Consider the following 21,431-nt stretch of genomic DNA (forward strand, 5'->3'; position numbering starts at 1 on the left):
TTTATACGTGGCGCCGGCTTTTTTTGGGCACACGTCAGGTATGTAAAATTTCATTACATTTGATTGTTTGGGTTTAATAATCAGAAACTGTGACTACAATAGCTTTCGAAATTTGTTTTTCGCAGGGTAAGCTCAAACTATCCGGGGGCGCTGGAACGCTCCCGGTTTTTTATTGCCCCTGCTTTTGCAGATGATTTTTATGGCATAACTGTGATCCTCCTTCCGTTTATTTTAAAGTGTACGGTACCTGTTAATTCCAGCATATTTAATACTTCGGAAACATTCTTTGACCGCGATAAACTACCGCCAATAGCTTTTCCTGAAACATCGCCCTGATAGCTGACTTCTACATCATACCAGCGGCTGATCTGCCGCATGATGCTTTCTATTTTTTCATTTTCAAATAAGAAGTAGCCGTTTTTCCATGCAACAGCACCTTCTGTATCTCCGTCTTTTATATTGATTTTGCCGGAAGTCCTGTTTAATATTGCCTCCTTACCAGGCGCCAGCAAGGCATTTGCCTGGCCGCAACCTACTTTTACAGCGCCTTCAAGCAGCGTAACAATATTGTGTTGTTCATCAGGATAGGCATTAATATTAAAATGCGTTCCCAATACCCTTACGGTCATAGGCGCTCCTGATCCGGCATTTACCGTTACAAAAAATGGCCGGGCGTTGTCTTTAGCCACTTCGAAATATGCCTCACCGGTAAGTATTACATTCCTTTCATTTCCGGGAAAGGATGCAGGGAAACGCAGTGAGGAACCTGCGTTGAGCCACACTTTGGTGCCATCCTGCAAAGTCATCTGGTACTGGCCGCCATAGGGCGTGCTCAGGGTATTGTAAACGATGGAGGCAGCGGTGCTACCGGCCTCCTTATTATAAAGCAGGCTGCCGCTGCCGGTCTTATTCACCGAGGTGTTACCCTGCTGGGATATAAGCCCGTTTTTGGCCTCTTCCAGCACTACCTTATCACCGTTAGCCAAGGTCAGTATCGCTTTGTTTCCTCCGGGACCAATGTCTTTAACATCCCGGGCTATAACAGCCGGGCGGGTTGAACGGTGAATCTGAGTGTAGTAAAAATAGGTGGCAAATCCCACGATAAGCAGTACAGATGCAGCAGCAGACAGGTACCAAAGGCGCCTGGTAGTGCCGGATCTGGTTACAGGGGTATTGATTTGCTGATTCATACGCAGGAGCATACGCAAACGTACCTGTTCTTCTTCATCCGCATTTTCTGACGGCCATTCAACATCGGTTTGATTATGATCCTGGTACCAGGCCATTAACTGCGCCTCTTCTGCCGGTGTAATGGTGCCGGCAAGGTATTTTTCGATCAGGTGATATATATTGTCCTTCAACGTATAAATTTTATCCTTATGCAGATATGTACCATAACTTCAGCTTTACCCTTAGCGGGGGAAATATTTTTTATGCGCTACCTTGCCCGGCATAATATGGATATTACAGTTACACAGAGATGTACCATGAGGTTGATCTTTACCCTTAGTGAGCGGAGGAATTTTTTTGAAGAAATTAAGAAAGTAACATTTTAACGATTATGATCACCCATAAATAGGGGCGATTCAACTTAACCTTCAGTACTTTCAATGCTTTGGTAAGATGCGCTTCGGCCGTTTTCTCGGCAATGCCCATTCTTTGGGCTACTTCCGGTATACTTAGTCCTTCTTCCCGGCTTAGTTTAAACACCAGGCGGCATTTCTCCGGTAAAACTTCTACTATTCCATTAATATGTTGCTGCAGGAACCTGGTGTAGATCTTTTCTTCATCCCAGGTGGTAATGATGGGATCGGCGGCCTGTTCTTTTATCTCATCCCTCCGCTTCTGCCGCACGTATTGTTTAAACACAGATAATCTCACTGCGGTAGCGAGATAGGCATTTACGTTATCGATATAAAGCTCCTTCCGCCTGTTCCAAAGGCCGATAAAAACTTCCTGCACTATTTCTTCTGCAATTACTTTATCCCTGCAATGATGATATGCAATGGCCAGCAATTTCTTCCAGTAGCGGTCGTAAATTTCAGTAAAAGCATCGCCCTTGTCCTCGCGCAGGAACATTATCAAATCTGCATCAGTTTGTTGCCGGTACTGAGTCATGTGATTGGTATGGTACACAAGAATATAAAAATAAATCGAGTTTTTGTATCTGTACATGAAAAGATAATATTTAGGAGAAAAGATACCGCGGCAGATGCCAATTCTTAAAGAGGCTATTATCGGTTATCTTTGGTAGTAAGCTCCATTTCTGATCTACAAATATTCCAAATATGAGCAGGCAGATTCTTAACAGATCCATTAAAGTTGACGGTATCGATATTTTCTACCGGGAGGCCGGCGACAGGAAACACCCTTCCCTGTTGCTTTTGCACGGGTTCCCGACCTCATCTGTAATGTTTAAAAATCTGATGATAGCCCTGTCAGACAGGTTTCACCTGGTGGCTCCTGACTACCCCGGATTTGGATTCAGCGCATTCCCGGATAAAGATCTTTTTGAATATTCATTTGGTAATATATCTGCATATATTAATAAGTTTACAGACGTGATCGGCCTGAAGTCGTTCACCATCTATCTTCACGATTATGGCTGCCCTATTGGCTTGCGGCTATGCGTAAACCACCCTGAAAAGATAGAACGGATAATTGTACAAAACGGCAATACATATGATGAGGGTATTGGCCCGCAATGGGATGAAACCATAGACTACTGGCAAAACCCCACCCCTGAAAAGAAAGAAAAAGTTGCTGCCTTCCTGAGTGAGGAAGGCGTAAAAATGCAATATACTGCGGGGGTGCCCGAAGCGCTACTATCCAGTATCAGCCCTGAATTATGGAGACTCGATTGGGAGCTTATGAAGCGCCCCGGTAATATTGATATGCAGTTTGAGCTGAATTGTGATTTCGGGAATAACATCAGCATGTTCCCGGTCTTCCAGGAATTTTTCCGTGTTCACCAGCCTCCTGCTTTAATTATATGGGGAAAATATGATGTATTTTTTGGTGTGGAGGAAGCTTATTGTTATCAGAAGGACTTACCCCGCGCCCAGACGTATATTATCGATGGCAGCCATATGGTACTGGAAACAAATTTTGACGAGGTGTTACATCTTATTAGTACTTTTTTGATAAGCAAGTAAATGAATTATGAACATCGACAATATAATTGACAATATATATCCGCTACCGGAGAAATCAAAAGCTTTGCTGAAGGAAAACATTTACGAAACAACTTTCCCCAAAGCGCACGTTTTATTTAAAGTGAACAGGATATCTTCCAAAATATATTTCATACGGAAAGGTATGGTGCGGGCATTTGCCAATCCGGGCGATGAAGATATAACCTTTTGGTTTGGAAAAGAAGGCGACGCGGTTATATCCATGAAGAACTATGTTCAGAACGAAAAAGGCTATGAAACCATAGAACTGCTGGAACCCTGTGATTTGTACGAACTAAATACGGAGCATCTGCGTAAGCTGTTCAATGAAGATATCCATATCGCTAACTGGGGACGTAAATTTGCCGAGCAGGAATTGATCAAAATTGAAGAACGGCTTATTTTCAGACAATGCAGAACGGCTTTGGAGCGCTATAAAGAACTGATGTTAACCGACCCTGAAATACTGCAACGGGTACAGCTTGGCCACATTGCTTCTTACCTCGGCATGACGCAGGTTAGCTTAAGCAGGATCAGGTCCGGATTGAAATAGATTACTTAATTTTTATCATTTGTAAAATTTTTAGTGCCCGATACGTGCGAACTTGCTATTCTAAAATCAATCACTATGAACTGGATTATTTTAATTATCGCAGGCTTGTTTGAAGTAGCATTTACTTCCAGCCTCGGAAAAGCAAAGGAATCAACCGGCACCGCCATGTATTTGTGGTATAGCGCTTTCGTGTTTTCATTAGTGGCCAGTATGCTTTTACTGATGAAAGCTACCCAAAGCCTGCCCCTGGGAACCGCCTATGCGGTATGGACAGGTATCGGGGCAGTAGGCACCGCCCTGATGGGAATCCTTATTTTTAATGAACCTGCTCATTTCTGGAGAATGTTCTTTATAATAACATTGATAGGTTCTATTGTTGGGTTGAAAGCGGCGTCTCATTAGTAATGTATTATTCTCTATAAGTCATGTACTACAATAATCCGTGAAACACAAAGCGTGATACATTCTTCTGGATTGTATCACGCTTTGTGACCTTTGTAAGATGATCTTAAAAGTTATGCCTGAATCTCTAAAACGTAGGCGGGGCTGCATTCAAGTTAGCACCGGTTATTAAAACGGTTCTCATAAAAGTCCATTATTAAAAATAAAAAGATAATCATTCCGCTTATCCCGGATTGCCAAAGCAAATTCACAGCGGAGCGAAATACACTGCAAACCTAAGCAGGTTAAGCATTCAGCTGTAGCTTAATTCCCTTATTTTGTAGCCAAATGTCTGGCTGAGCTTTGATGCTGCAACAGTATCCATGTTCCGGGATAACATTTTCAGAATGGAAGGATATGAATATTACTTATAACTCACCACTAATAAATGGTTTTACTTTGCTCTTGCTTGTTTCCGGCAATCCATTATAAAACTCCACCATCCTGGATTTGATGTAAACTACTTTTACCACCCGGATGATTTTAGGCGCTTTTTCCTTGTCACTCGCTCTTACCATAATACCCAACAACTGTCCTTCTGAATTGAACGCTCCGCCCCCACTCATACCAGCTATCCCCTGCGCTTCTACAAAAAATTCGACATCCGGGTTATACGGCACCTCTCCTTCGGCATCTCCGGCAGCCTTCAATTTCTGAATAATATCCGCCGCTTCAGTATCCGATAATATTTTTCCATAGGCAACTGCTCCGTTGGGATAATTACCGTTATCCTGGGGATATCCAACTGCAATGGCCTTTTCACCTGCAACGGGAGTAGCCCAGGTTTGAATTGCTTTTGTACGGTTATCAGCGTCATACATTTGCAGTGATGCGGCAGTTTGAACAAGGGTGGGATATTGAGGTAATGGTCCCTGTTCAATTCGTTGATTGTCGATAACGCCTAAATAAAAATCTTCTGACGGTAATATAGTTGTATTGGTAGCATTGGGAGAAATATCAAAGTGCATTAAGGGAAAATCGGCGATCAACGTATTTCCCAATGTTATGTTTCCATTCGCTGGTGGAATTTGCGAGGTTTCAAAAATGCCAGGATTCTCAGAGAATAAATTGAAAAACTGCGCATTCCGGGAACTCCAGCCAGATATATTATAGATATGATTAGCACTGATATACAATCCTACACCATAATCATTTTTTCTACTCCATATCGTTTTGGAGGCAGGTCCTCTTTTACCCACACTGCCTCTTACTTTATTCAGGATATTGATCAGGCTTTGGTCCTTACCGTTTAGCACATCTTCTATCCTGGTAACTGCAGGCTTTCCTGCGGGTGGATCGTCCGGCCCCTGGTTACTTTTTTTATGACAAGATTGAAATAATACACCAGATGCAATTGATAATATGAATAGGGTAGTTTTTATCTTCATAACTATAATTATTTATAATGGAACCAGTTTCCCTGAATTCCTGCACTCATTATTAGTTGTACAGTACTTTCTATCTTTGTAAACACAAGCCTATTGATATAAATATACTAAAAGAATAAATTAGGGGGCTATATCATAAATTCGTAAATATCATTCCGTTTTCTTGCAAAGCCGTAATGGTAAGTAAACTAACTTATAAATAAACAAATCATGTGGTCGCACCTTTATTGGTACTACGAGATACGGGGTAACGAAACTTATAGCCAGCGCGTATTAACCAGTGATGTACTTAACATTCTGGATAATACGGGAAAATTAAAACGCACCGGTAACCAGCAATTCAGTAACATAGAAGGCTTTCCATGGATCAGCGTTCTTGCCGTCAATTCAGACGATGGCAGCTATGGCAGACATGAAAACTTTAACAGTGAACGGGTTAATTTAATTGCGGTGGTTGGATCGAAATCCAAGCCGGAAAATGAAGTTTTGTATGTCAATTTGCTAACTGAGATTGCTGAGAAAATAAACTGGGAATTAATACTGGAAGAAGATGATGACGACAATGAGAACGTGGTTTTAAGGAAAAAAAAACTATAACTGCCCGGGGGGTCAGGAGATATTCTCCAGGTAATTAAGCACTTCTTCCTTTTTCCGGCTGGAAACGGGTACCTGCTCGTTGTTCTGCATTTTCAGATAACCTTCCCGGTAATACTTTTCCACGTAGTGGAAATTAACCAGGTAAGATTGATGGCACCTCAAAAAGCCGGAGGGCAACAGTAAACTCTCATAGTCTTTCAGTCCTTTTGACACCAGTATTTCACGTTTGTTCTTCAGGTAAAAGGTCGTGTAACCCTTATCGCTCCTACAATACATAATATCTTCTATAGAAACGATTTCTATATATTCAAGGCTTTTCAATGCAATCCGTCTGGCGATTGTTCCACCCTGGGCCATATAATGTTGCCGGGCTATTTCCAGCTGTTGCTGATCAAAATGCTCCCGTTTCCGCTGGTGAAAACATTTGTTCAGCATGTCCGTTAAAGCGGCTTCGTCTATTGGTTTCAGCAGGTATCCGAAAGCACCCATATTGAGCGCCTGTATGGCATACTGATCATAAGCGGTAAGGAATATAACCTGGAAGCCTTCATTCCCTATTTCATGAAATAGCCGGAAGCTGTCACCGTCTTTCAGCCGGATGTCTGCTAAAATAATGTCTGGTTTCAATGCGGGTATTTCCCTGGCTGCCTGGGCTACTTCAGGTGAATTTCCCACCACCTGTACAAAAGGAATGCTTTGAACAACCTGTAAGAGGTGTTTCAATATGAGCGCTTCATCTTCAAGTATATAAAGCTTCATGTATGGTTGTTTTCTGGTTTAATCTCTGATTTCCGGTATTACAATACGTACGGTAACGCCATGCGTTCCGTTATTCACTTTATTTTCAATTTCAAAATCCGCTTCCTGCCCGCCGGACTTGAAAAGGGCCTCCAGTCTCTCTTTGAGGATAATTCCGGCAAGCGACCTTTTCTTTTGCTGCCCCTCCTCCTTACGGGTAATGCCGGTACCATTATCATCTACCAGGATAAACAGCTGGTTGTTTTCGGTCCTGAATGATACTTTTAATATGCCTTTGTATTGGATATTTCTGAATCCATGCTCTATGGCATTTTCAACAAAAGGCTGCACCAACATCGGAGGGATCAGTATATCTTCAGGATAAAGATCCTCCGCTACTGTTACCTCGTAATCGAAAATCCCCGCAAAGCGCATCTGTTGTAACTGAAGATAATTCTTTAAAGAGGTAACTTCTTCTTCCAGGCTGATAAAATCCTTCCTGCTCTGTTCCAGCACACTGCGTAACAGCCCCGAAAATGCCGACAGGTAACGGACAGATTCTTTTGTATCGCCGGACGCAACAAGACTTTGCAGGTTGGCAATGGAGTTAAATATAAAATGCGGGTTCAGCTGGGCCTGTAGTAATTTTTGCTCGATGTTCAGGCGGCTGTTCTCCAGCTGCAGCAATTTGTTTCTTTCCTTCAACCGGTACTGCCGGTGTATAATATAGAAGAATAAAAGTATGCCGATGAATACCAGCGATGCCAATCCCAGCGTCCATCTTTGCTGGCGGATCACCTTTTCATTCAACGCATTCCGGCTGCTCAGCTCCGCAATGTTCCGGTCTTTTTTCTCTGTTTCATACTTTGCCTGTATCTCGGCAACTTTAACTGCTTCTATCTGCTTAATATTATCTATTTCTACGGAAAAGGCGTAATCCGCGGCCTTCATGGCCTCTTCGTATGCGCCTTTCTTTTTATAGGCTTCAATAAGTCCCTTGTAGTAACTGGGGCCTTCTTTCCTATTTTTGTCCTTTTTGGCAAGCGCAATAGCCTCCTTATAATAGTAGATAGCTGAATCCAACTGGTTATTACGGAGAAAGCTGACAGCTAAATTATTATACGCAGTTGGCTGCAGGTTATTGGTTCTCCTCAGGTAATCAATAAAGATCCTGCTACATTCAAGGGTTTTCTCATATTGTCCCTGCCGCTCATACACCTGCGATAAGTTATCGTAAGACCGCGCAATTGCCATGCTATCGCCGATGCTTTTCGCAAGGTTACGCGCCTTTACATTGTACAACATCATCTTGTCGTAATCATTCGCACTGGAGGCCAGCATAAAAGAAATATCGTAATACCGCTGCCGGATTACCGGGTGCGATTTGTAAGGATGATTCTTATAATAGCGCTCCGCATACTCCAACGATTCTTTTCCATTGTAGTTCTGGTAATAGGCTTTGGCCATCAGATCGTAAAAACGGTAGGTTAGCCTGCTATGAGAGCTTTCCGCCTTTTGCAGGCCGGCAAGGATGCTGTTCATTAATGCTCCTTCCACCATTGTGCCGTTATTGGTGGTATTATCCAGGATGGCGTAAGTTTTCAGCAATTCCACTTCCACATCATCCTTTGTGTCAACCATTTTTTTGTACTCGGCTATTGCGCTGTCCTGTTGCCTTTCCATGCTGTAGCGCCTTCCCCTGAAATAGTGAAAGAACGGGTTAGCATTGCTGTCAGGAGTATGCCGGAGCAGACTATCTTCCCTGTAAACAGCTTTTCTTATTCCGTCATACGATAAGGTATCCATGGAAATAACCAGGGACAAATAATCTTGCCGGGGTGTTGCACTAAAGGTCTTTTCCTGATCTTTCCGGGGCTTTTCCCGATCCTTACACGAGGCCATAAAAAGCAGGGGCAGAAGCGGGAAAACCGCCAATGCGGTTCTTACATTCATCAATGAAATAGATTTAGCGACGCAAAAAATCATAAAGATAAAAACTGTTCTCTTTTTATTCCCTGGTTTTATAATGATTATCTCCTAAATATATAATTAAAATTCTTCTCCACCCGGCCGGGTAGAGATCCTGTGGCTTTCATCCCATATCCGTAACGTATCACCCGATATTTGCATCCATTTCCATTTCAGATAAGGAATAAAATATTGCAGATATAGACCCGCACGCAACGAATACCAATCACCGGATTGTATCTCCCGGTATGCTGCCTATACTTGTTGTATGATGGAATATAATCACCCAACTTCGCTAAACAAAAGTAAATCCGGGCAAAAATACCTGCCCCTCATTGCGGTTATAGTAATAACAGGAGGCTTAGCCTGTTACCTGGTATCTGACAGCATACCGGTAAACGACAGCCTGCAGGTAACAACAGCCATTTACCAGCCGGACGCCGATCACCCTGAACAAGACACCTGTTACGGAGATTTTGATGCAGATGGCCAGGAAGATATGGCCATTGTAATAGATAACAGTGAAAAGCAGAGCAGCCGCCTGTTAATCATCAGCACTAATATAATGAGTGGGGAGAAGTACGTGGTTTTCTCTGAAAACTATTCAGACAAAATAAAAATAAGCGCTTTCAGAAAGGGGGCTAAGATTATCATGAACAATGATTCGCCTGAAGCATCGGCTGTTGACGGCATTATAGCAACCGGGGAAGACGTAAAACTAGCGGTTGTATATGATAAGCAGCTGCAAAAATTTAAAACCTTTTACCAGGAATAATAACCCGGTGTTTATTCAAACCGCAGCAGCTTTCTCATCTGGTAAAAGAATCTTTCTATCAGCCGCAGGTCCTGCGTAACTATTTCCGCATTTCCTTTGAGTTCTTTATCAAAGGGAAGTATTTTGTGAAAAGATGTTTGAAGCCCGTTTGGGAGAATGACATTCACATAATAATTACCATCTTTATCCGGTGCATTGGCAATATTCTTCACCCGGCCTTCCACCATACCAAACTCCTGGTACGGATAGTTATCCAGCTTAAACAACACTTTCTGTCCCACCTTCACCTTGCCGGAATTAGTGGCAGGTACCCGTAACCCGCCGATCAGCACATCTTTATCATCCGGCATAACGGACAACAGGATATCCCCCGTTTTTACAAACTGGTTCTTTCCCAGAAACTGCTGGAAGCCCACTACACCGGCCACAGAGGAGGTGAGCAGGTAGTTCTGTTCCCAGGCGTTGAGTGATTTTCTCAATTGCTCGAAAAGCTGCCCCGTCTGCGAGGTTAAATTGATCTTGTCTTTTTGTGCATTGATCGTAACCCCGCTCCTGGTTTTTTCAATACCAAGTATACCTTCCTGCAGCTGGGATATAGTAATATTGATATTCTCCAGGTTCTGCTCTGCCTGCAAAAATTTCATTTTTTCCTGGTTCAGTTCCGACGCGGAAACGACCCTTTCTTTAAAAAGTTCCTGGTACCTGTCGAACTCCCTTTTGGATAGTTCATACTTCGTTTGCTCCAGGCTTTTTTGTTGCAGCAGCGTACGTATCCGGCTGCGTGATTCCGTGAGGCTTTTGTCGGCCGCAGCATAGTCCGGCGAATAAGGCTGCAGCCTGGCATAAAGCTGTTCTTCTGTCAATGCCCTGGCAAAGGCATTATAATCTGCCTGGATCTCCCCGAGTTTGAACCCTGCTGTTTCACCGAGGGGGAAATACGCCACGGCCTTATTTCCCAGCGAATCAATAATGCTCCTCAACCGGATCACATCCCGGTAATCGGCCGTGGATTGCAGTACCATAAGGATCTGGCCCCGGGAAACAGCCTGATGATCGGTCACAAATATTTCCTCTACTTTGGTATTGATCCTGGCTTCCAGCTTCTCCGGCGGATTCCGGGATGAAATGATAACAGTGGAAGGAACAAACTCCGGATATTTTATCAGGCAACTCATCAGTAAAATGAGGAGGAGTATAAGAAATATGGTGGTATTCCCCCAGCGTACCATCCAATGCGGCGGCTGCGTAAGAATGTCCTGCACCCCCTCTGAATGCAGGTGAATAGTGTCTAATATATCTTTCTTAGTTTCCAAGTTCCAATTGATTTTTTACAAGCCTATAATACTCTTTCCGGAGCGATACCAGTTCATCATGACTTCCTTCTTCCACTACTTTTCCTTTATCAAGCACAATGATTTTATCTGCATTTTTCACGGTCGACAACCGGTGGGCGATTATCACAGCCGTTTTCCCTTTCAGGAATTGTTCCAGGTTGCCCATGATCGCCTTTTCTGTGTTTGCATCCAGCGCACTGGTGGCCTCATCAAAAAATATATACTCCGGCGATTTGTATACTGCCCTGGCAATAAAGAGCCGCTGTTTCTGCCCACCGCTGATACCAATTCCTTCATTGCCGATCTTGGAGTTGTAGCTTAATGGCAGGCTTTCAACAAAATCCCTGATACACGCCACATCCACGGCCTTCCTGAGCTGCTGCCGGTTAATATCGTCAATGCCTATGGCGATATTTTTTGCGATGGTATCATTGAATACATATCCTTCCTGCATCACCACCCCACATTGATCGCGCCAGTACCGCGCTGAAATATGCTGCAGCTGTACGTTCCCGATTTTAATTTCACCTTCACCGGGCTCATAGAATTTCATCAGCAGCTTCAGCAGGGTTGTTTTACCGCTGCCGCTGGCTCCCACGATAGCAGTAGTTTTGCGGTGAGGAATACGCAGGCTGAGGTGTTCAAACACCGGCGCGCCCGCACCCACATAGCGGAATGAAACATTATCCAGCGCGATGTCCTGTTCTGGTATATCCACTACTGTTTGTACATCTGCGCGCTCTTCATCGTCCTTATCATGGATCTCTCCCAGCCTTTCCAGCGATATTTTTGCATCCTGCGTTTGTTTTACAAAGTCCATCAGCTGTATCAGCGGGCCATTCAGCTGGCCAATGATATATTGTACTGCCAGCATCATTCCCAGCGTAAGGTTGCCATCGAGTACCAGTTTTGCTGCAAGAAAACTGACAAAGATGTCTTTCATCTGGTTAATAAAATTCGAGCCTACGGTTTGCCACTGTTCCAGCGACAGGGACCTGATCTGGATCTTAAACAGTTTCACCTGCATGAATTCCCATCCCCAGCGCATTTGCTTCTCTGCATTATGCATCTTGATTTCCTGCATACCATTCACCAGTTCAATCACCTTGCTCTGCTCCTGCGATACCTGCGAAAAACGTTTATAGTCAAGTTCCTTTCTCTTCTTAAGAAAAAAAGAAATCCATCCTACCGACAAACAAGCGCCCAACAGGTAGATCAGGAATAACCGGTAGTCGTACAGCAGCAGTACCACGCTGAAAATAACCAGGTTCACCAGGGAAAACAGGGTACTCAGGGAGGAATTGGTAAGCAATTGTTCTATCCGCTGATGGTCATTGATACGCTGCATGATGTCGCCGGTCATACGCGTATCAAAATAGCTGATAGGCAATTTCATGAGTTTTATGAAGAAGTCAGACACAATTGAAATATTGATCCGGCTGGAGAGATGCAACAGGATCCAGCTGCGTACGATCTCTATTCCCATTCTGCCGGTAAACAGCATCACCTGCGCCAGTAGCACCAGGTAAATAAAGTTGAGGTCATGGTTCTGGATGCCTATGTCTACGATGCTTTGCGTAAGAAAGGGAAAAATCAGGGAAAGCAGGCTCCCGGCAAGCAGACCGATTGCCAGCTGAGCGATGAGTTTTTTGTACCGGAAGAAATAGCTGAACAGGAAGGAGAAATCCTTCCTGCTGCGCGGGGTTGCTGCATCTGCTTCATAAAATGCGGGACTGGTTTCCAGCAGCAGGGCAATCCCTTCTTCATCCCGTTCCTGCTTTCCTTTTCCTACCCAGCCATCAATAAATTCCTGTTTGGTATATTTTATCAGCCCGTAAGCAGGATCGGAAACATACACGATTGTATCCGGTCCTGATTTTTTTATTTTGTAAACAACAATGAAATGCTGTTGTCCCCAATGACAAATACAGGGCAACGGCGCCTCTTCCATCAGGGTAATGAAATCTATTTTTACCGCCAGCGACTTAAAACCCATCCCCTCGGCAGCAGCAGACAATCCAAGCAAAGAACTTCCCTCCCGCGTGGTTTCCGCCAGCGACCGGATGGTTTGAATATCCGTTAACCTGCCGTAATGTTTGCTGATGATCTTGATACAGGTAGGACCGCAATCCTTCCCGTCCGGCTGCATATAAAAAGGGAATGTTTTCAGTTTCATATTAATTTATTATCTCTCCCAACCCGTACCCGGCTATGGCAGCATGCTTCACTGGATTCTGCGTCCAGTCTTCCCAGGTACTGTTATACGGATCGTACCCGCATTTAAGCGGTTTGGAATAAATATCCTGCGGGTTTTCCAGGTATGCCCTGCAATCAGTACATACATGTCTGAATTCACAATCTTTACAACCTGCGATTTCGTCTTTACGGATTTTCGCATACTTATGAAATGCCTTATTATCCAACACTTCCTGTACCGATGTGTCCATTACATGCCCGAAATTGTCCGGCAGGGAAGGGCAATTCCTGATATACCCGTTCAGATCTATGCTCAGTTTTCTGTTCAGGCAGGTATTATAATGCTGGCTCTCCGTGAACAGCTCCATATTGGAAATGAAATAGCTTGATCGGATTTCGCCACAAGCCAGGCAGGAATTGATACTACCGCTTACAAATATCACCGGCACAGAGCCTTCAAATATTTTCTCCGGGTTATCAGCCGGCGAGGAATGTATCAGCAGCGCTTTTACCCGCGGGTATTGCTTCACCAGTTTATCCAGTGTCTGCAGGTCCAGCGTATCATCATATGCCAGCACCAGTTTAATAAACTTCAGCGTGGTGCCGTTGAACACCTCCAGTAATTCACGGATCTTATCCAGCGTTGTTTTACGGTAACACCTGATCTCCAGCCCCTGCACATGCAGGTCGAACAGTTCGCGGAAAAAAGAGCCCGTGTAGTTGATCTCTTCATTGTACTCAATAATCACATTGGTGATATCTGAATACCTGTCCCAGCTGAGGTCCAGTGGAGTTAGTTCCGGCAACAGTTGGCTATCTGTAAAACCCAGTTCTTTATTGAGTATGAAATCAATGTAGCCCTTAATGGTTTTACGGTTATCTTCCCCGTAGTGGGTCATGCATTCGGAGATGGAATGCTGTTGCAGGAAGAGGAGCACATCGGCGGTATCGTTTGGGATATGATAAAACCTGCGCATCTGCAGATCGCAGAGCAGCGACATACTGGCTCCTTTTACGAGCCGGCAGTTTGCGTATAGATTTAAATATTCCATTATCAGAATTTGGAGATCACTTTATAAAAATTGAAAAGCTCGAACCCGTCGGAGTTTATTTTCGGGGCTTTTTCAAATTTGAGAATGGAGCTGGTGTGTTGTTGGTTATTTTTCTCCAGGAAATACAGCGACAGCGGTAATCCCTTCTTCTCTTTCAGTTTACTGGTGAATTTCTTTTTCATGGGAGCTATTTTTATGCAGCAGTTCTGCTAATTTCTTTTCCAGGTAATAGTTGCAGGGATAAGATACCATGCCGAACTGGCCTTCCGGGTTAATTTCGAGGAAGTGATAGTTCCCCTGCATGTCTACCATCAGGTCAATGGAGCCTGTCCTGAAACGCAGTGATTTCATCAGCTGGTCCAGTTGCTGTTCCAGGTCAGCCGGTAGTTTATAGGGGACTGTTCTGTTGGGCCGCTGGTTGTCATAGTTCCGGAAGTCATCTTTTGTTTTCCGGTTATTCTGGGAAAAGATAGCCATAGAGTAGCACGCTCCATCCAGGTAAAACGTGCGTATCTCAAACTTTTTTATAATTTTTTCCTGTACCAGCGAGGGAAAGAATTTTTCAGGTACCAGATGCAGATTGGCGTTGTTAATGGTTTTGGTGAGCATCTTGTACTGTCCTCCCTCCGCATCTTCAAGAAAAATGCATTCGCTGACAGGCTTTACGATTAGTTCTTTGCCTTTATCCAGCAAATGCATAATTGCCGCTTTGGTGGTCACCACTTCTGTGAAAGGGGTGCTAATTCCGCATTGGCGGGCAAGGCTCAATACGTGCAATTTGTTCAGGTTATCTTCTGAGATGGGGTCATTGAGCCACTTATGGCGGTCAATAGTGTAAAACAAGAGGGAATGAAGGCCGTTAAATTCATCTACCAGGAAACGTTTCAACGTGTACTGGGTATTAAAGTCCGTTTGTTTAAGACTGTATTTTACAGGGAAGCTGCTGATCTTTCTCCGGTACCAGACAGCAGCTACTTCGTTGTTGCCTGGCAGATCATCCAGGTTTTGAAAATGGAAGAAGTCCTCCCCATTCACCCGCAGGTAGGGTATCCGCAAATGGTTCATCCACTGGCAAACATGATCAGTGGTGCCCTCCAGGTGCGATTGACTTAATATGAGGATCTGTTTGGACATGGCGTACAGTTGATTACTGGTAGTAAGGACTACCGGTAATACCGGCAGTCCTGTAGTTTCCGGTCATAATAATGGCGGAAGGAGAGGTTGATTACTAGTCACGTTTGTGATCGCACAGGTAAACATCCGGACCTGAATAATGGGTGGGCGTGTGAATAGTGGTACCTGCGCTTTCGCCAGAATCAGACAGATCGGTTATCGCGTCAAGGGCGAGTCTGCCTCCTTTAATTGTTTCCAGAGATTCTACTTTCTTTGCATTCAGTTTTGTTAACTTGTCCATTGTTTTTAATTTTTAGAGGTTTACGTTTTGGGGGCTACTTGTTTGGATCATTCCGGGTGTCGGTTACATAATGCTGGCCGTTCCACGAAGCGTAGTTTTCCGTGGTTCTTTCCTGGTCGTCAAGAAAGTATTCAAGAGCCATTGCTCTGCCGCCTTTTACAGTTTCCGGTAATGCTACCTTTTTGGTAACCAATTTTTCTAACTGTTTCATGTTATGGTTTTTAAATCTGCCTTAAAATTAGCCGGCAAGGCCAATTCCACAGAAGCCGAAGGCATATTTGGCTGGTTACGATCCATATTCGTAGTATTTTGAGGAATAATTGCAGCGGGTAAACCACCAGGGGGCGGTGGTTTCTATTTATTGTGGCCGGTTCCCGATTCTCCCTTATTGTATCCGGCAAACAACAAATGGGTGCAAAATATTATATTACACGCGGGTCTTAATAACGAATCGCTATGCGGATGATATATACCACGGAGACTTTCCGTGTACCTCAATTTTTCAGGATCATGTGTTATGTTATGAGTGTGCTTATGCTGGTACTGGCGGGTTTTTCCATTTCCCAGATCAATACATCCCCGATGTTCATCTTTCTCACTTTTATATTTTTATTCCTCGCCTGGTCAATGTTTGCCTATACCCGGTTACAACTGATCATTTCAGATGCTGCGCTGGTGTTAAAAGGTGGCTGGAAGCCGCATGAAGTAAACTGGCAAACCATTACCAAAACAGATATGGCGGAAGTAGGCAGAAGACAGGACCTACAAATCACCGTCTATTACGCCGACCGGCGGATGGTGATAGCCCGCAGCGTGTTTTTACCCCGGCAGTACCATAAAATATTATTGTTACTGGAGATGAAGCTGCCACCGGAAATATTTACCGCACGATACCAGCAGCTCAGAACCAAACTGGCAAAGCTGTAGCAATAAAAAAACCTGCACTGCGTGCAGGTTCTAAAAAGCTTCCACCATCCGTCCTCTCTAAATTACCCATTCAGTGGGCGTCTTACCGAATTTCTTCTTAAAAGAATGCGAGAAATGAGAGAGGCTTTCAAAGCCTAAGTCCAGGTAAATGGCAGATGGCTTTTTGTTCTTCTTTTCAATAAGATGCCGGGCTTCCTCCAGCCGTCTTTCTAATAACCATTGCCGGGGCGCCATCCCGAATGTTTTCTGGAAATCACGTTTGAAGCCGGCAAGACTTCTTCCCGTGAGCCGTGCAAATTTTTCAACGGGAACGTTGTAATGAAAATTGCCAAGCATAAATTTTTCCAGATCTATCTTATGAGGCTCCGAAAAGTCGAATAATAATTTACTGAGCCCCGGCATGGTATTCAGGAGAAGGTATACCGCCTCTTTTACTTTAAGCATGCCTACCGCACTGGTTACTTTTTCTTCCGGATGGCGAACATACGGAAGCACAGACTGGAAGAAGGCATGCAAAAAATCGTTTCCGGGAATAAGAATGCTGGATGGACCGGTGTATTTCTGGTCTGTCTCTATCTGCTCCTCCAGGGCGATCTTCCTGAGCAAGTCTTCTTTCAGACAGATAACAATGGTTTGATAATCCTCACCCTCCAAAGGCATCTTGGTAATTTCCCCCAATTGATACTTTTGTATCAGCAACATTTCGCCGCGCCCCATTGAGATCTTCTGACTGGCAGTTTCCAGGGTAAAACGGCCCGAAACCTGCATTATCAGCATATTATCCTCCAGGAATGCTACCTTCTCCTTTCTCATGGCCGAGAAATAAGAGTAAAAAAGGACGCCGGGAATTATTTCAGTTGGGTTCGTCATGATGTAAAGATATAAAACAGACGGGGCTTATGCGCCATTCCCTTATCGCTGCAGGTAGGTTCCTCCAAGTATGGCGCCCGCTGAAAAATGCGTATTAAGCGTATTCATTTCATCAGGAGTAAACGCAATCTCCATTGCAGCTATGTTTTCCGGCAGTCGTGATCTCCGGCTCATGCTTACCAATGGCATAATGTGATCTCCCTGCGCATTCACCCAGGCGATTGCCAGTTGTGTTGGTGTGTACCCTTTCTCTTTTGCCATTTGTTTTAATATTTCCACTTTTTCGAGGTTCTTTACCAGGTTATCTCCCTGAAACCGTGAGAAGTGATGATGATAGGCATTAGCCGGAAGAGGCGCTTTCATTTCACCGGTGAGTAGTCCTTCGGCGGTGTTGGCAAATGCTACCACCCCTATACCCAGCTCTTTGGCGGTAGGAAGCAGGTCACTTTCTATCTGGCGGTCTGCCAGTGAATAGCCTATTTCCAGTGCTGTTACCGGGTGGATACTATTCACCTTGCGTAACTGATCCGCGGTTATTTCAGAAACGCCCAGGTGGCGTACTTTACCCTCTTTGATCAGGTCGGCAACAGTACCAATCACATCTTCCACGGGAACGCTGTTATCGAGTCTGCACGGCTGGTAAAGATCAATCGTATCTATGCCTAAACGTACCAGGGAGTAATTGATGAAGTTTTTGATGGCTATAGGACGCAGGTCCAATCCAAGCATTTGATTGCCATAAAAGATGGCGCCAAATTTCACGCTTATAAAGGCATCGTCCCGCCTGCCTTTGATGGCTTTGCCTACAAGCAGTTCATTGTGGCCGCTGCCGTAGAAGTCTCCAGTATTCAGAAAGTTAATACCGCTGTCCAATGCCTCCTGAATGGTAGCAATACTTTCGTTTTCATCATTCTTCGGGCCTCCCCAAACGGGCGACATGCGCATACAGCCTAATCCGAGTTTAGAAACGAGTGGGCCGTTTTTGCCCAGGGCTATCTTTGTAATTGTTGTCATTGTTGCTATTTTATTGATTAACGGCACAAAGATCAGCTTTCGCACGCGATAGTGGCTTTCCTTCATGGCTCATTTTACTTGTCTGGATAGCTCACTCCCGGGTTGCACATTTCAGGGAGATGTTTGAGTTCCCGGCCGGGTCGCAAACAACCCTTGGTATTGTCGTATACGCCCCCTGCCCAAATCTGATTTTATTTCCATCTTTGTTATAAGATAATCAATCAACACAGTGGAGCAGCGACCACACAAAAAACGGGCGGAACCGAAAAGCCAGATGAGTAGGGACAAAATATATCTTATGGCAAACAACACTGTTTCACTCCACAGGATGCTTAAAACATCTCCTGAAAAAGTATTCCGCGCATTTACTGACGCCCTGGCAATCGCTTCATGGCTGCCTCCTTATGGATTTCTGTGCACCGTCCACCAGATGAAAGCAGAGACAGGTGGTACTTTTAAGATGTCATTCCAGAATTTCTCCACCGGAAATAGCCATTCATTTGGCGGTGTCTACCTGGAAATCAAACCAAACGAGTTTTTGAAGTACACTGATAAATTTGACGATCCAAACCTGCCGGGAGAAATGATCACCAGTGTATGGCTTCGCAAAACGATTGCGGGCACAGAAATAAAAATTACGCAGGAAGGAATTCCGTCTGCTATACCTGTAGAAATGTGCTATTTAGGCTGGCAGGAATCTTTGGAGAAGCTGGCTAAGCTGGTAGAACCTGAAATACCGGATGCATGATCCGGCTTATGGCCGCCAGATAATACCAATGTAAAAGACGAAGCCGCATAAATCGTAAGATCTATGCGGCTTTTGTTTGCATTACTTTTTTTCATAGAGAATATAATCCGTTGCTAAAGGGTCCAGCCCGTTTTGTTTAAACTCAGTTGCAATTTGGCCCCTATGATAAGTGGAATGATTAATAACGTGAAACAATAATTCACAGATCTTTTTGTTAAAAGTCTTTCCTCCTTTTGTGTAGTTGACGGTACTGTTCAGGTCAAGCGTGTCGATTATAAAGAACGTATGTTCATGGTTTGCTTTATCAATATCCCTGAATTCGTGAATAGCATGATTCTCCCAAACTCCAAAAGCAGAGCGCCTGGCTTCAATTCTGTTATTCCAAATCTGATGAGCATTCAGGATGTGGCTATAAAGCTTTTGCGCTTTGTCAGAAATTTTGTCTGTGTTTGTATTATAAGCATCTCCCAATTTTTGGTTGATGTTGTAATTGTATTCAAATATCTCTTTAAAGAATGTTTTCATTGGTGGTAATCCAGGTGATGAGAAACCTATTCGTTTTAACTTTATTCACACACGCTCCGCTTTCCCTTCATTTTTTTGTGGCCCATACATAGGCCCTCCTGCTTGGGTATTCCACATCCTCATACGGACGCCGCTCTATGGCATCAACTATACTAAAACCAGTTTCATCAAGTAGTGCTATTATGTCATCTGTTTTAAAGAAGAATAAATCAACATCAATTTCTTTGTCATGAGCTTTGTCAAAATGAACGATCTCATCTCCCACATGAAAAGAAAATAAAAAATCTCCCCCTGTTTTCAACACCCTGTTTATTTCTTCAAAACACTTCTTCACCTCATCATTAGTGAAATGCACTATCGCATAGAAGGCAAGCGCACTTCCGAGAGATCCTGAAGGATAAGCGATATTCAACAAGTCGCCGGTTTCAAATTTGATCTGAGGAGAAAGCCCGCTGGCAGCACTAACCATCTCCGGCGACAAATCAACGCCGGTGATATCTTTTATACCATTGTCGTACAGAAATTTTGTTGTTTGTCCGGGGCCACAGCCAAAGTCGGCGCATGGGCCTTTGTCCTTATTAACAAATGCAAACTCCTTCAACAACAACCGGTCAAAATGCTTTTTTGAGAGTTCATCCCAACGCTCAGCTGCATAGTCGCCAGCCACCTGATTATAACAGCTTAATACTTTTTCCTGTGAATTCATCTTCATTTTAGTTTTCCAATACTAACCGAATCCCACCTTTTCCTGTTCTTACCTTTTCTATTGCTTCATTCACCTGGGAGAATGGCATAACATCTATTGCGCTCTCGATATTATGCTTTGCGGCAAAATCAAGCATATCTATCATGTTCCTGCGACTACCCACATAATTTCCGTAAATAGTTCGTTGAGCATAATCATATAGCAAGCCAAGGTTAATGGGTTGCTTCTCCAAAGGAGTAGCCACTATACAAAATTTCCCCTGTGGTTTGAGGATTTTCAGAAAACCCTCCAGGTCATACGGTACATTTAATGTAGAGATAATAAAATCAAATTTCTTATTAATCGCTGTAAGATTAGCGGGGTTTGAGGTAAGCACAAATTCAGCGCCCAACTGATTAATCATCTCCTTTTTTTCGGGGGAATGAGAAAATGCGTAAACCTGATGTCCCATCTTATTTAAAAACTGGATCGCCAGGTGACCCAGGCCACCAGCTCCCAGAACGCCAACAACGGAATTGGCAGGCAGCTGTGCTTTCATAATTCCTGAATACACGGTGAGGCCGGACGAGAGCAAAGGAACTGAACCTACCTGGTGCAGTGCCGGCGGTAGTTTGAATGCAAACCTGTTATCGACCACAATGTACTCAGCCAAACCACCATAGCAATGCACACCAATTACTTTCTGCTGCGTACAAAATTGTTCGGTACCTGCTTTGCAAAACTCACACTCAAAACAAGCCTCCTGCTGATAGCCGATTCCAACGCGATCGCCCACTTTTAAGCCGGTTACATTTCCGCCGGTTTCTTCCACAATTCCCACAATTTCATGTCCCGGAACTAGTGGAAATTTTGTATCGCCCCAATCATCACTTATAAATTGAACATCCCCTCTTGCAATAGCGCAATAAATAATTTTAACCCTCACCTCATTGGCGCCAACATTTCTTTCATAGTAAAATGGCTCCGCTTTTCCACCTTTCTCTTTAATTCCAAATGCTTTGATTTTCATAAA

At 43.9% G+C, this 21,431-nt stretch carries 24 protein-coding genes; 7 read left to right on the top strand and 17 right to left on the bottom strand.

The window, feature by feature from the left end; all coding sequences use genetic code 11:
• Positions 1 to 197: 197 nt before the first annotated feature.
• Complete coding sequence (locus tag PV783_RS22185) at positions 198 to 1,361, bottom strand: FecR family protein (protein WP_079472640.1); 1,164 nt, start codon at positions 1,359 to 1,361, stop codon at positions 198 to 200.
• 175 nt (positions 1,362 to 1,536) lie between these two features.
• A complete protein-coding gene (locus PV783_RS22190) occupies positions 1,537 to 2,118 on the bottom strand; it encodes an RNA polymerase sigma-70 factor (protein WP_159454444.1) in 582 nt (193 codons plus the stop codon).
• A gap of 170 nt (positions 2,119 to 2,288) precedes the next feature.
• Between PV783_RS22190 and PV783_RS22195 the strand changes: the two genes are divergently transcribed.
• The 3 genes from PV783_RS22195 (at position 2,289) to PV783_RS22205 (ending at position 4,128) form a co-directional block, all read left to right on the top strand.
• Positions 2,289 to 3,155 (top strand): alpha/beta fold hydrolase, encoded by an 867-nt coding sequence (locus PV783_RS22195; protein ID WP_420989609.1) that lies wholly within the window; start codon positions 2,289 to 2,291, stop codon positions 3,153 to 3,155.
• 7 nt (positions 3,156 to 3,162) lie between these two features.
• Positions 3,163 to 3,726: a Crp/Fnr family transcriptional regulator gene (locus PV783_RS22200; protein ID WP_420989610.1), complete on the top strand. Its 564-nt coding sequence runs from the start codon at positions 3,163 to 3,165 to the stop codon at positions 3,724 to 3,726.
• Between the two features lie 75 nt (positions 3,727 to 3,801).
• Positions 3,802 to 4,128: a DMT family transporter gene (locus PV783_RS22205; protein WP_079472636.1), complete on the top strand. Its 327-nt coding sequence runs from the start codon at positions 3,802 to 3,804 to the stop codon at positions 4,126 to 4,128.
• Positions 4,129 to 4,535: 407 nt separating this feature from the next.
• On the opposite strand, the gene PV783_RS22210 is transcribed toward PV783_RS22205, so the two are convergent.
• Complete coding sequence (locus PV783_RS22210; protein ID WP_420989611.1) at positions 4,536 to 5,366, bottom strand: trypsin-like peptidase domain-containing protein; 831 nt, start codon at positions 5,364 to 5,366, stop codon at positions 4,536 to 4,538.
• Between the two features lie 399 nt (positions 5,367 to 5,765).
• Between PV783_RS22210 and PV783_RS22215 the strand changes: the two genes are divergently transcribed.
• Entirely contained in the window at positions 5,766 to 6,152 is a 387-nt protein-coding gene (locus PV783_RS22215) for a hypothetical protein (protein ID WP_420989612.1), read from the top strand.
• Positions 6,153 to 6,164: 12 nt separating this feature from the next.
• Here PV783_RS22215 and PV783_RS22220 read toward each other — a convergent pair whose 3' ends face one another.
• Positions 6,165 to 6,911: a LytR/AlgR family response regulator transcription factor gene (locus tag PV783_RS22220; RefSeq protein WP_079472633.1), complete on the bottom strand. Its 747-nt coding sequence runs from the start codon at positions 6,909 to 6,911 to the stop codon at positions 6,165 to 6,167.
• A gap of 18 nt (positions 6,912 to 6,929) precedes the next feature.
• The gene (locus PV783_RS22225; RefSeq protein WP_420989613.1) at positions 6,930 to 8,843 is read right to left on the bottom strand and encodes a tetratricopeptide repeat-containing sensor histidine kinase; all 1,914 of its coding nucleotides are present in this window, start codon (positions 8,841 to 8,843) and stop codon (positions 6,930 to 6,932) included.
• Positions 8,844 to 9,126: 283 nt separating this feature from the next.
• On the opposite strand from PV783_RS22225, the gene PV783_RS22230 reads away from it, so the two are divergent.
• The gene (locus tag PV783_RS22230; RefSeq protein WP_079472631.1) at positions 9,127 to 9,633 is read left to right on the top strand and encodes a hypothetical protein; all 507 of its coding nucleotides are present in this window, start codon (positions 9,127 to 9,129) and stop codon (positions 9,631 to 9,633) included.
• Positions 9,634 to 9,644: 11 nt separating this feature from the next.
• Here the strand turns inward: PV783_RS22230 and PV783_RS22235 are convergent, their stop codons facing one another.
• From PV783_RS22235 to PV783_RS22265, 7 genes are all read right to left on the bottom strand, one after another.
• A complete protein-coding gene (locus PV783_RS22235) occupies positions 9,645 to 10,946 on the bottom strand; it encodes an HlyD family secretion protein (RefSeq protein ID WP_420989614.1) in 1,302 nt (433 codons plus the stop codon).
• A complete protein-coding gene (locus PV783_RS22240; RefSeq protein WP_235016033.1) occupies positions 10,936 to 13,143 on the bottom strand; it encodes a peptidase domain-containing ABC transporter in 2,208 nt (735 codons plus the stop codon). Before PV783_RS22240 ends, PV783_RS22235 begins: the two co-directional genes overlap by 11 nt.
• A gap of 1 nt (position 13,144) precedes the next feature.
• Complete coding sequence (gwsS, locus tag PV783_RS22245) at positions 13,145 to 14,215, bottom strand: grasp-with-spasm system SPASM domain peptide maturase (protein WP_420989615.1); 1,071 nt, start codon at positions 14,213 to 14,215, stop codon at positions 13,145 to 13,147.
• Positions 14,216 to 14,217: 2 nt separating this feature from the next.
• Complete coding sequence (locus PV783_RS22250) at positions 14,218 to 14,397, bottom strand: hypothetical protein (protein WP_079472628.1); 180 nt, start codon at positions 14,395 to 14,397, stop codon at positions 14,218 to 14,220.
• Positions 14,375 to 15,349: a grasp-with-spasm system ATP-grasp peptide maturase gene (gwsG, locus tag PV783_RS22255; protein ID WP_111579235.1), complete on the bottom strand. Its 975-nt coding sequence runs from the start codon at positions 15,347 to 15,349 to the stop codon at positions 14,375 to 14,377. The genes PV783_RS22250 and gwsG overlap by 23 nt, the downstream gene beginning before the upstream one ends.
• Before the next feature lie 94 nt (positions 15,350 to 15,443).
• Positions 15,444 to 15,629: a hypothetical protein gene (locus PV783_RS22260; RefSeq protein WP_079472626.1), complete on the bottom strand. Its 186-nt coding sequence runs from the start codon at positions 15,627 to 15,629 to the stop codon at positions 15,444 to 15,446.
• A 34-nt stretch (positions 15,630 to 15,663) separates the two neighbouring features.
• Positions 15,664 to 15,840 (bottom strand): hypothetical protein, encoded by a 177-nt coding sequence (locus tag PV783_RS22265; protein ID WP_159454443.1) that lies wholly within the window; start codon positions 15,838 to 15,840, stop codon positions 15,664 to 15,666.
• Positions 15,841 to 16,151: 311 nt separating this feature from the next.
• On the opposite strand from PV783_RS22265, the gene PV783_RS22270 reads away from it, so the two are divergent.
• Positions 16,152 to 16,556, top strand: a complete 405-nt coding sequence (locus PV783_RS22270) for a hypothetical protein (protein ID WP_420989616.1) — start codon at positions 16,152 to 16,154, stop codon at positions 16,554 to 16,556.
• A gap of 57 nt (positions 16,557 to 16,613) precedes the next feature.
• Here the strand turns inward: PV783_RS22270 and PV783_RS22275 are convergent, their stop codons facing one another.
• Together PV783_RS22275 and PV783_RS22280 are read right to left on the bottom strand one after the other, a co-directional pair.
• On the bottom strand, positions 16,614 to 17,426 hold the full coding sequence (locus PV783_RS22275; protein ID WP_079472624.1) for a helix-turn-helix domain-containing protein: 813 nt from the start codon (positions 17,424 to 17,426) through the stop codon (positions 16,614 to 16,616).
• Positions 17,427 to 17,468: 42 nt separating this feature from the next.
• Positions 17,469 to 18,440, bottom strand: a complete 972-nt coding sequence (locus tag PV783_RS22280; RefSeq protein WP_420989617.1) for an aldo/keto reductase — start codon at positions 18,438 to 18,440, stop codon at positions 17,469 to 17,471.
• Between the two features lie 298 nt (positions 18,441 to 18,738).
• On the opposite strand from PV783_RS22280, the gene PV783_RS22285 reads away from it, so the two are divergent.
• Positions 18,739 to 19,188 (top strand): SRPBCC family protein, encoded by a 450-nt coding sequence (locus tag PV783_RS22285; protein WP_079472622.1) that lies wholly within the window; start codon positions 18,739 to 18,741, stop codon positions 19,186 to 19,188.
• 81 nt (positions 19,189 to 19,269) lie between these two features.
• On the opposite strand, the gene PV783_RS22290 is transcribed toward PV783_RS22285, so the two are convergent.
• The 3 genes from PV783_RS22290 to PV783_RS22300 form a co-directional block, all read right to left on the bottom strand.
• The gene (locus PV783_RS22290) at positions 19,270 to 19,713 is read right to left on the bottom strand and encodes a DinB family protein (RefSeq protein ID WP_420989618.1); all 444 of its coding nucleotides are present in this window, start codon (positions 19,711 to 19,713) and stop codon (positions 19,270 to 19,272) included.
• Between the two features lie 67 nt (positions 19,714 to 19,780).
• The gene (locus PV783_RS22295; RefSeq protein ID WP_420989619.1) at positions 19,781 to 20,419 is read right to left on the bottom strand and encodes a class I SAM-dependent methyltransferase; all 639 of its coding nucleotides are present in this window, start codon (positions 20,417 to 20,419) and stop codon (positions 19,781 to 19,783) included.
• 7 nt (positions 20,420 to 20,426) lie between these two features.
• Complete coding sequence (locus tag PV783_RS22300; RefSeq protein ID WP_420989620.1) at positions 20,427 to 21,428, bottom strand: NAD(P)-dependent alcohol dehydrogenase; 1,002 nt, start codon at positions 21,426 to 21,428, stop codon at positions 20,427 to 20,429.
• Positions 21,429 to 21,431 lie beyond the last annotated feature (3 nt).

Source organism: Chitinophaga sp. CC14, assembly GCF_048957795.1.
Lineage (GTDB): Bacteria > Bacteroidota > Bacteroidia > Chitinophagales > Chitinophagaceae > Chitinophaga > Chitinophaga ginsengisegetis.

Excerpts from the sequence above, each read along its gene's own strand:
- PV783_RS22280 (WP_420989617.1), bottom strand. The coding sequence starts at position 18,440 with ATGACAACAATTACAAAGATAGCCCTGGGCAAAAACGGCCCACTCGTT.
- PV783_RS22285 (WP_079472622.1), top strand. The coding sequence starts at position 18,739 with ATGGCAAACAACACTGTTTCACTCCACAGGATGCTTAAAACATCTCCT.
- PV783_RS22270 (WP_420989616.1), top strand. The coding sequence starts at position 16,152 with ATGAGTGTGCTTATGCTGGTACTGGCGGGTTTTTCCATTTCCCAGATC.
- PV783_RS22200 (WP_420989610.1), top strand. The coding sequence starts at position 3,163 with ATGAACATCGACAATATAATTGACAATATATATCCGCTACCGGAGAAA.
- PV783_RS22250 (WP_079472628.1), bottom strand. The coding sequence starts at position 14,397 with ATGAAAAAGAAATTCACCAGTAAACTGAAAGAGAAGAAGGGATTACCG.
- PV783_RS22300 (WP_420989620.1), bottom strand. The coding sequence starts at position 21,428 with ATGAAAATCAAAGCATTTGGAATTAAAGAGAAAGGTGGAAAAGCGGAG.
- PV783_RS22240 (WP_235016033.1), bottom strand. The coding sequence starts at position 13,143 with ATGAAACTGAAAACATTCCCTTTTTATATGCAGCCGGACGGGAAGGAT.
- gwsS (WP_420989615.1), bottom strand. The coding sequence starts at position 14,215 with ATGGAATATTTAAATCTATACGCAAACTGCCGGCTCGTAAAAGGAGCC.
- PV783_RS22295 (WP_420989619.1), bottom strand. The coding sequence starts at position 20,419 with ATGAATTCACAGGAAAAAGTATTAAGCTGTTATAATCAGGTGGCTGGC.
- PV783_RS22290 (WP_420989618.1), bottom strand. The coding sequence starts at position 19,713 with ATGAAAACATTCTTTAAAGAGATATTTGAATACAATTACAACATCAAC.
- PV783_RS22215 (WP_420989612.1), top strand. The coding sequence starts at position 5,766 with ATGTGGTCGCACCTTTATTGGTACTACGAGATACGGGGTAACGAAACT.
- PV783_RS22260 (WP_079472626.1), bottom strand. The coding sequence starts at position 15,629 with ATGGACAAGTTAACAAAACTGAATGCAAAGAAAGTAGAATCTCTGGAA.
- PV783_RS22225 (WP_420989613.1), bottom strand. The coding sequence starts at position 8,843 with ATGAATGTAAGAACCGCATTGGCGGTTTTCCCGCTTCTGCCCCTGCTT.
- PV783_RS22230 (WP_079472631.1), top strand. The coding sequence starts at position 9,127 with ATGATGGAATATAATCACCCAACTTCGCTAAACAAAAGTAAATCCGGG.
- PV783_RS22205 (WP_079472636.1), top strand. The coding sequence starts at position 3,802 with ATGAACTGGATTATTTTAATTATCGCAGGCTTGTTTGAAGTAGCATTT.
- PV783_RS22195 (WP_420989609.1), top strand. The coding sequence starts at position 2,289 with ATGAGCAGGCAGATTCTTAACAGATCCATTAAAGTTGACGGTATCGAT.
- PV783_RS22190 (WP_159454444.1), bottom strand. The coding sequence starts at position 2,118 with ATGACTCAGTACCGGCAACAAACTGATGCAGATTTGATAATGTTCCTG.
- PV783_RS22220 (WP_079472633.1), bottom strand. The coding sequence starts at position 6,911 with ATGAAGCTTTATATACTTGAAGATGAAGCGCTCATATTGAAACACCTC.
- PV783_RS22265 (WP_159454443.1), bottom strand. The coding sequence starts at position 15,840 with ATGAAACAGTTAGAAAAATTGGTTACCAAAAAGGTAGCATTACCGGAA.
- gwsG (WP_111579235.1), bottom strand. The coding sequence starts at position 15,349 with ATGTCCAAACAGATCCTCATATTAAGTCAATCGCACCTGGAGGGCACC.
- PV783_RS22275 (WP_079472624.1), bottom strand. The coding sequence starts at position 17,426 with ATGACGAACCCAACTGAAATAATTCCCGGCGTCCTTTTTTACTCTTAT.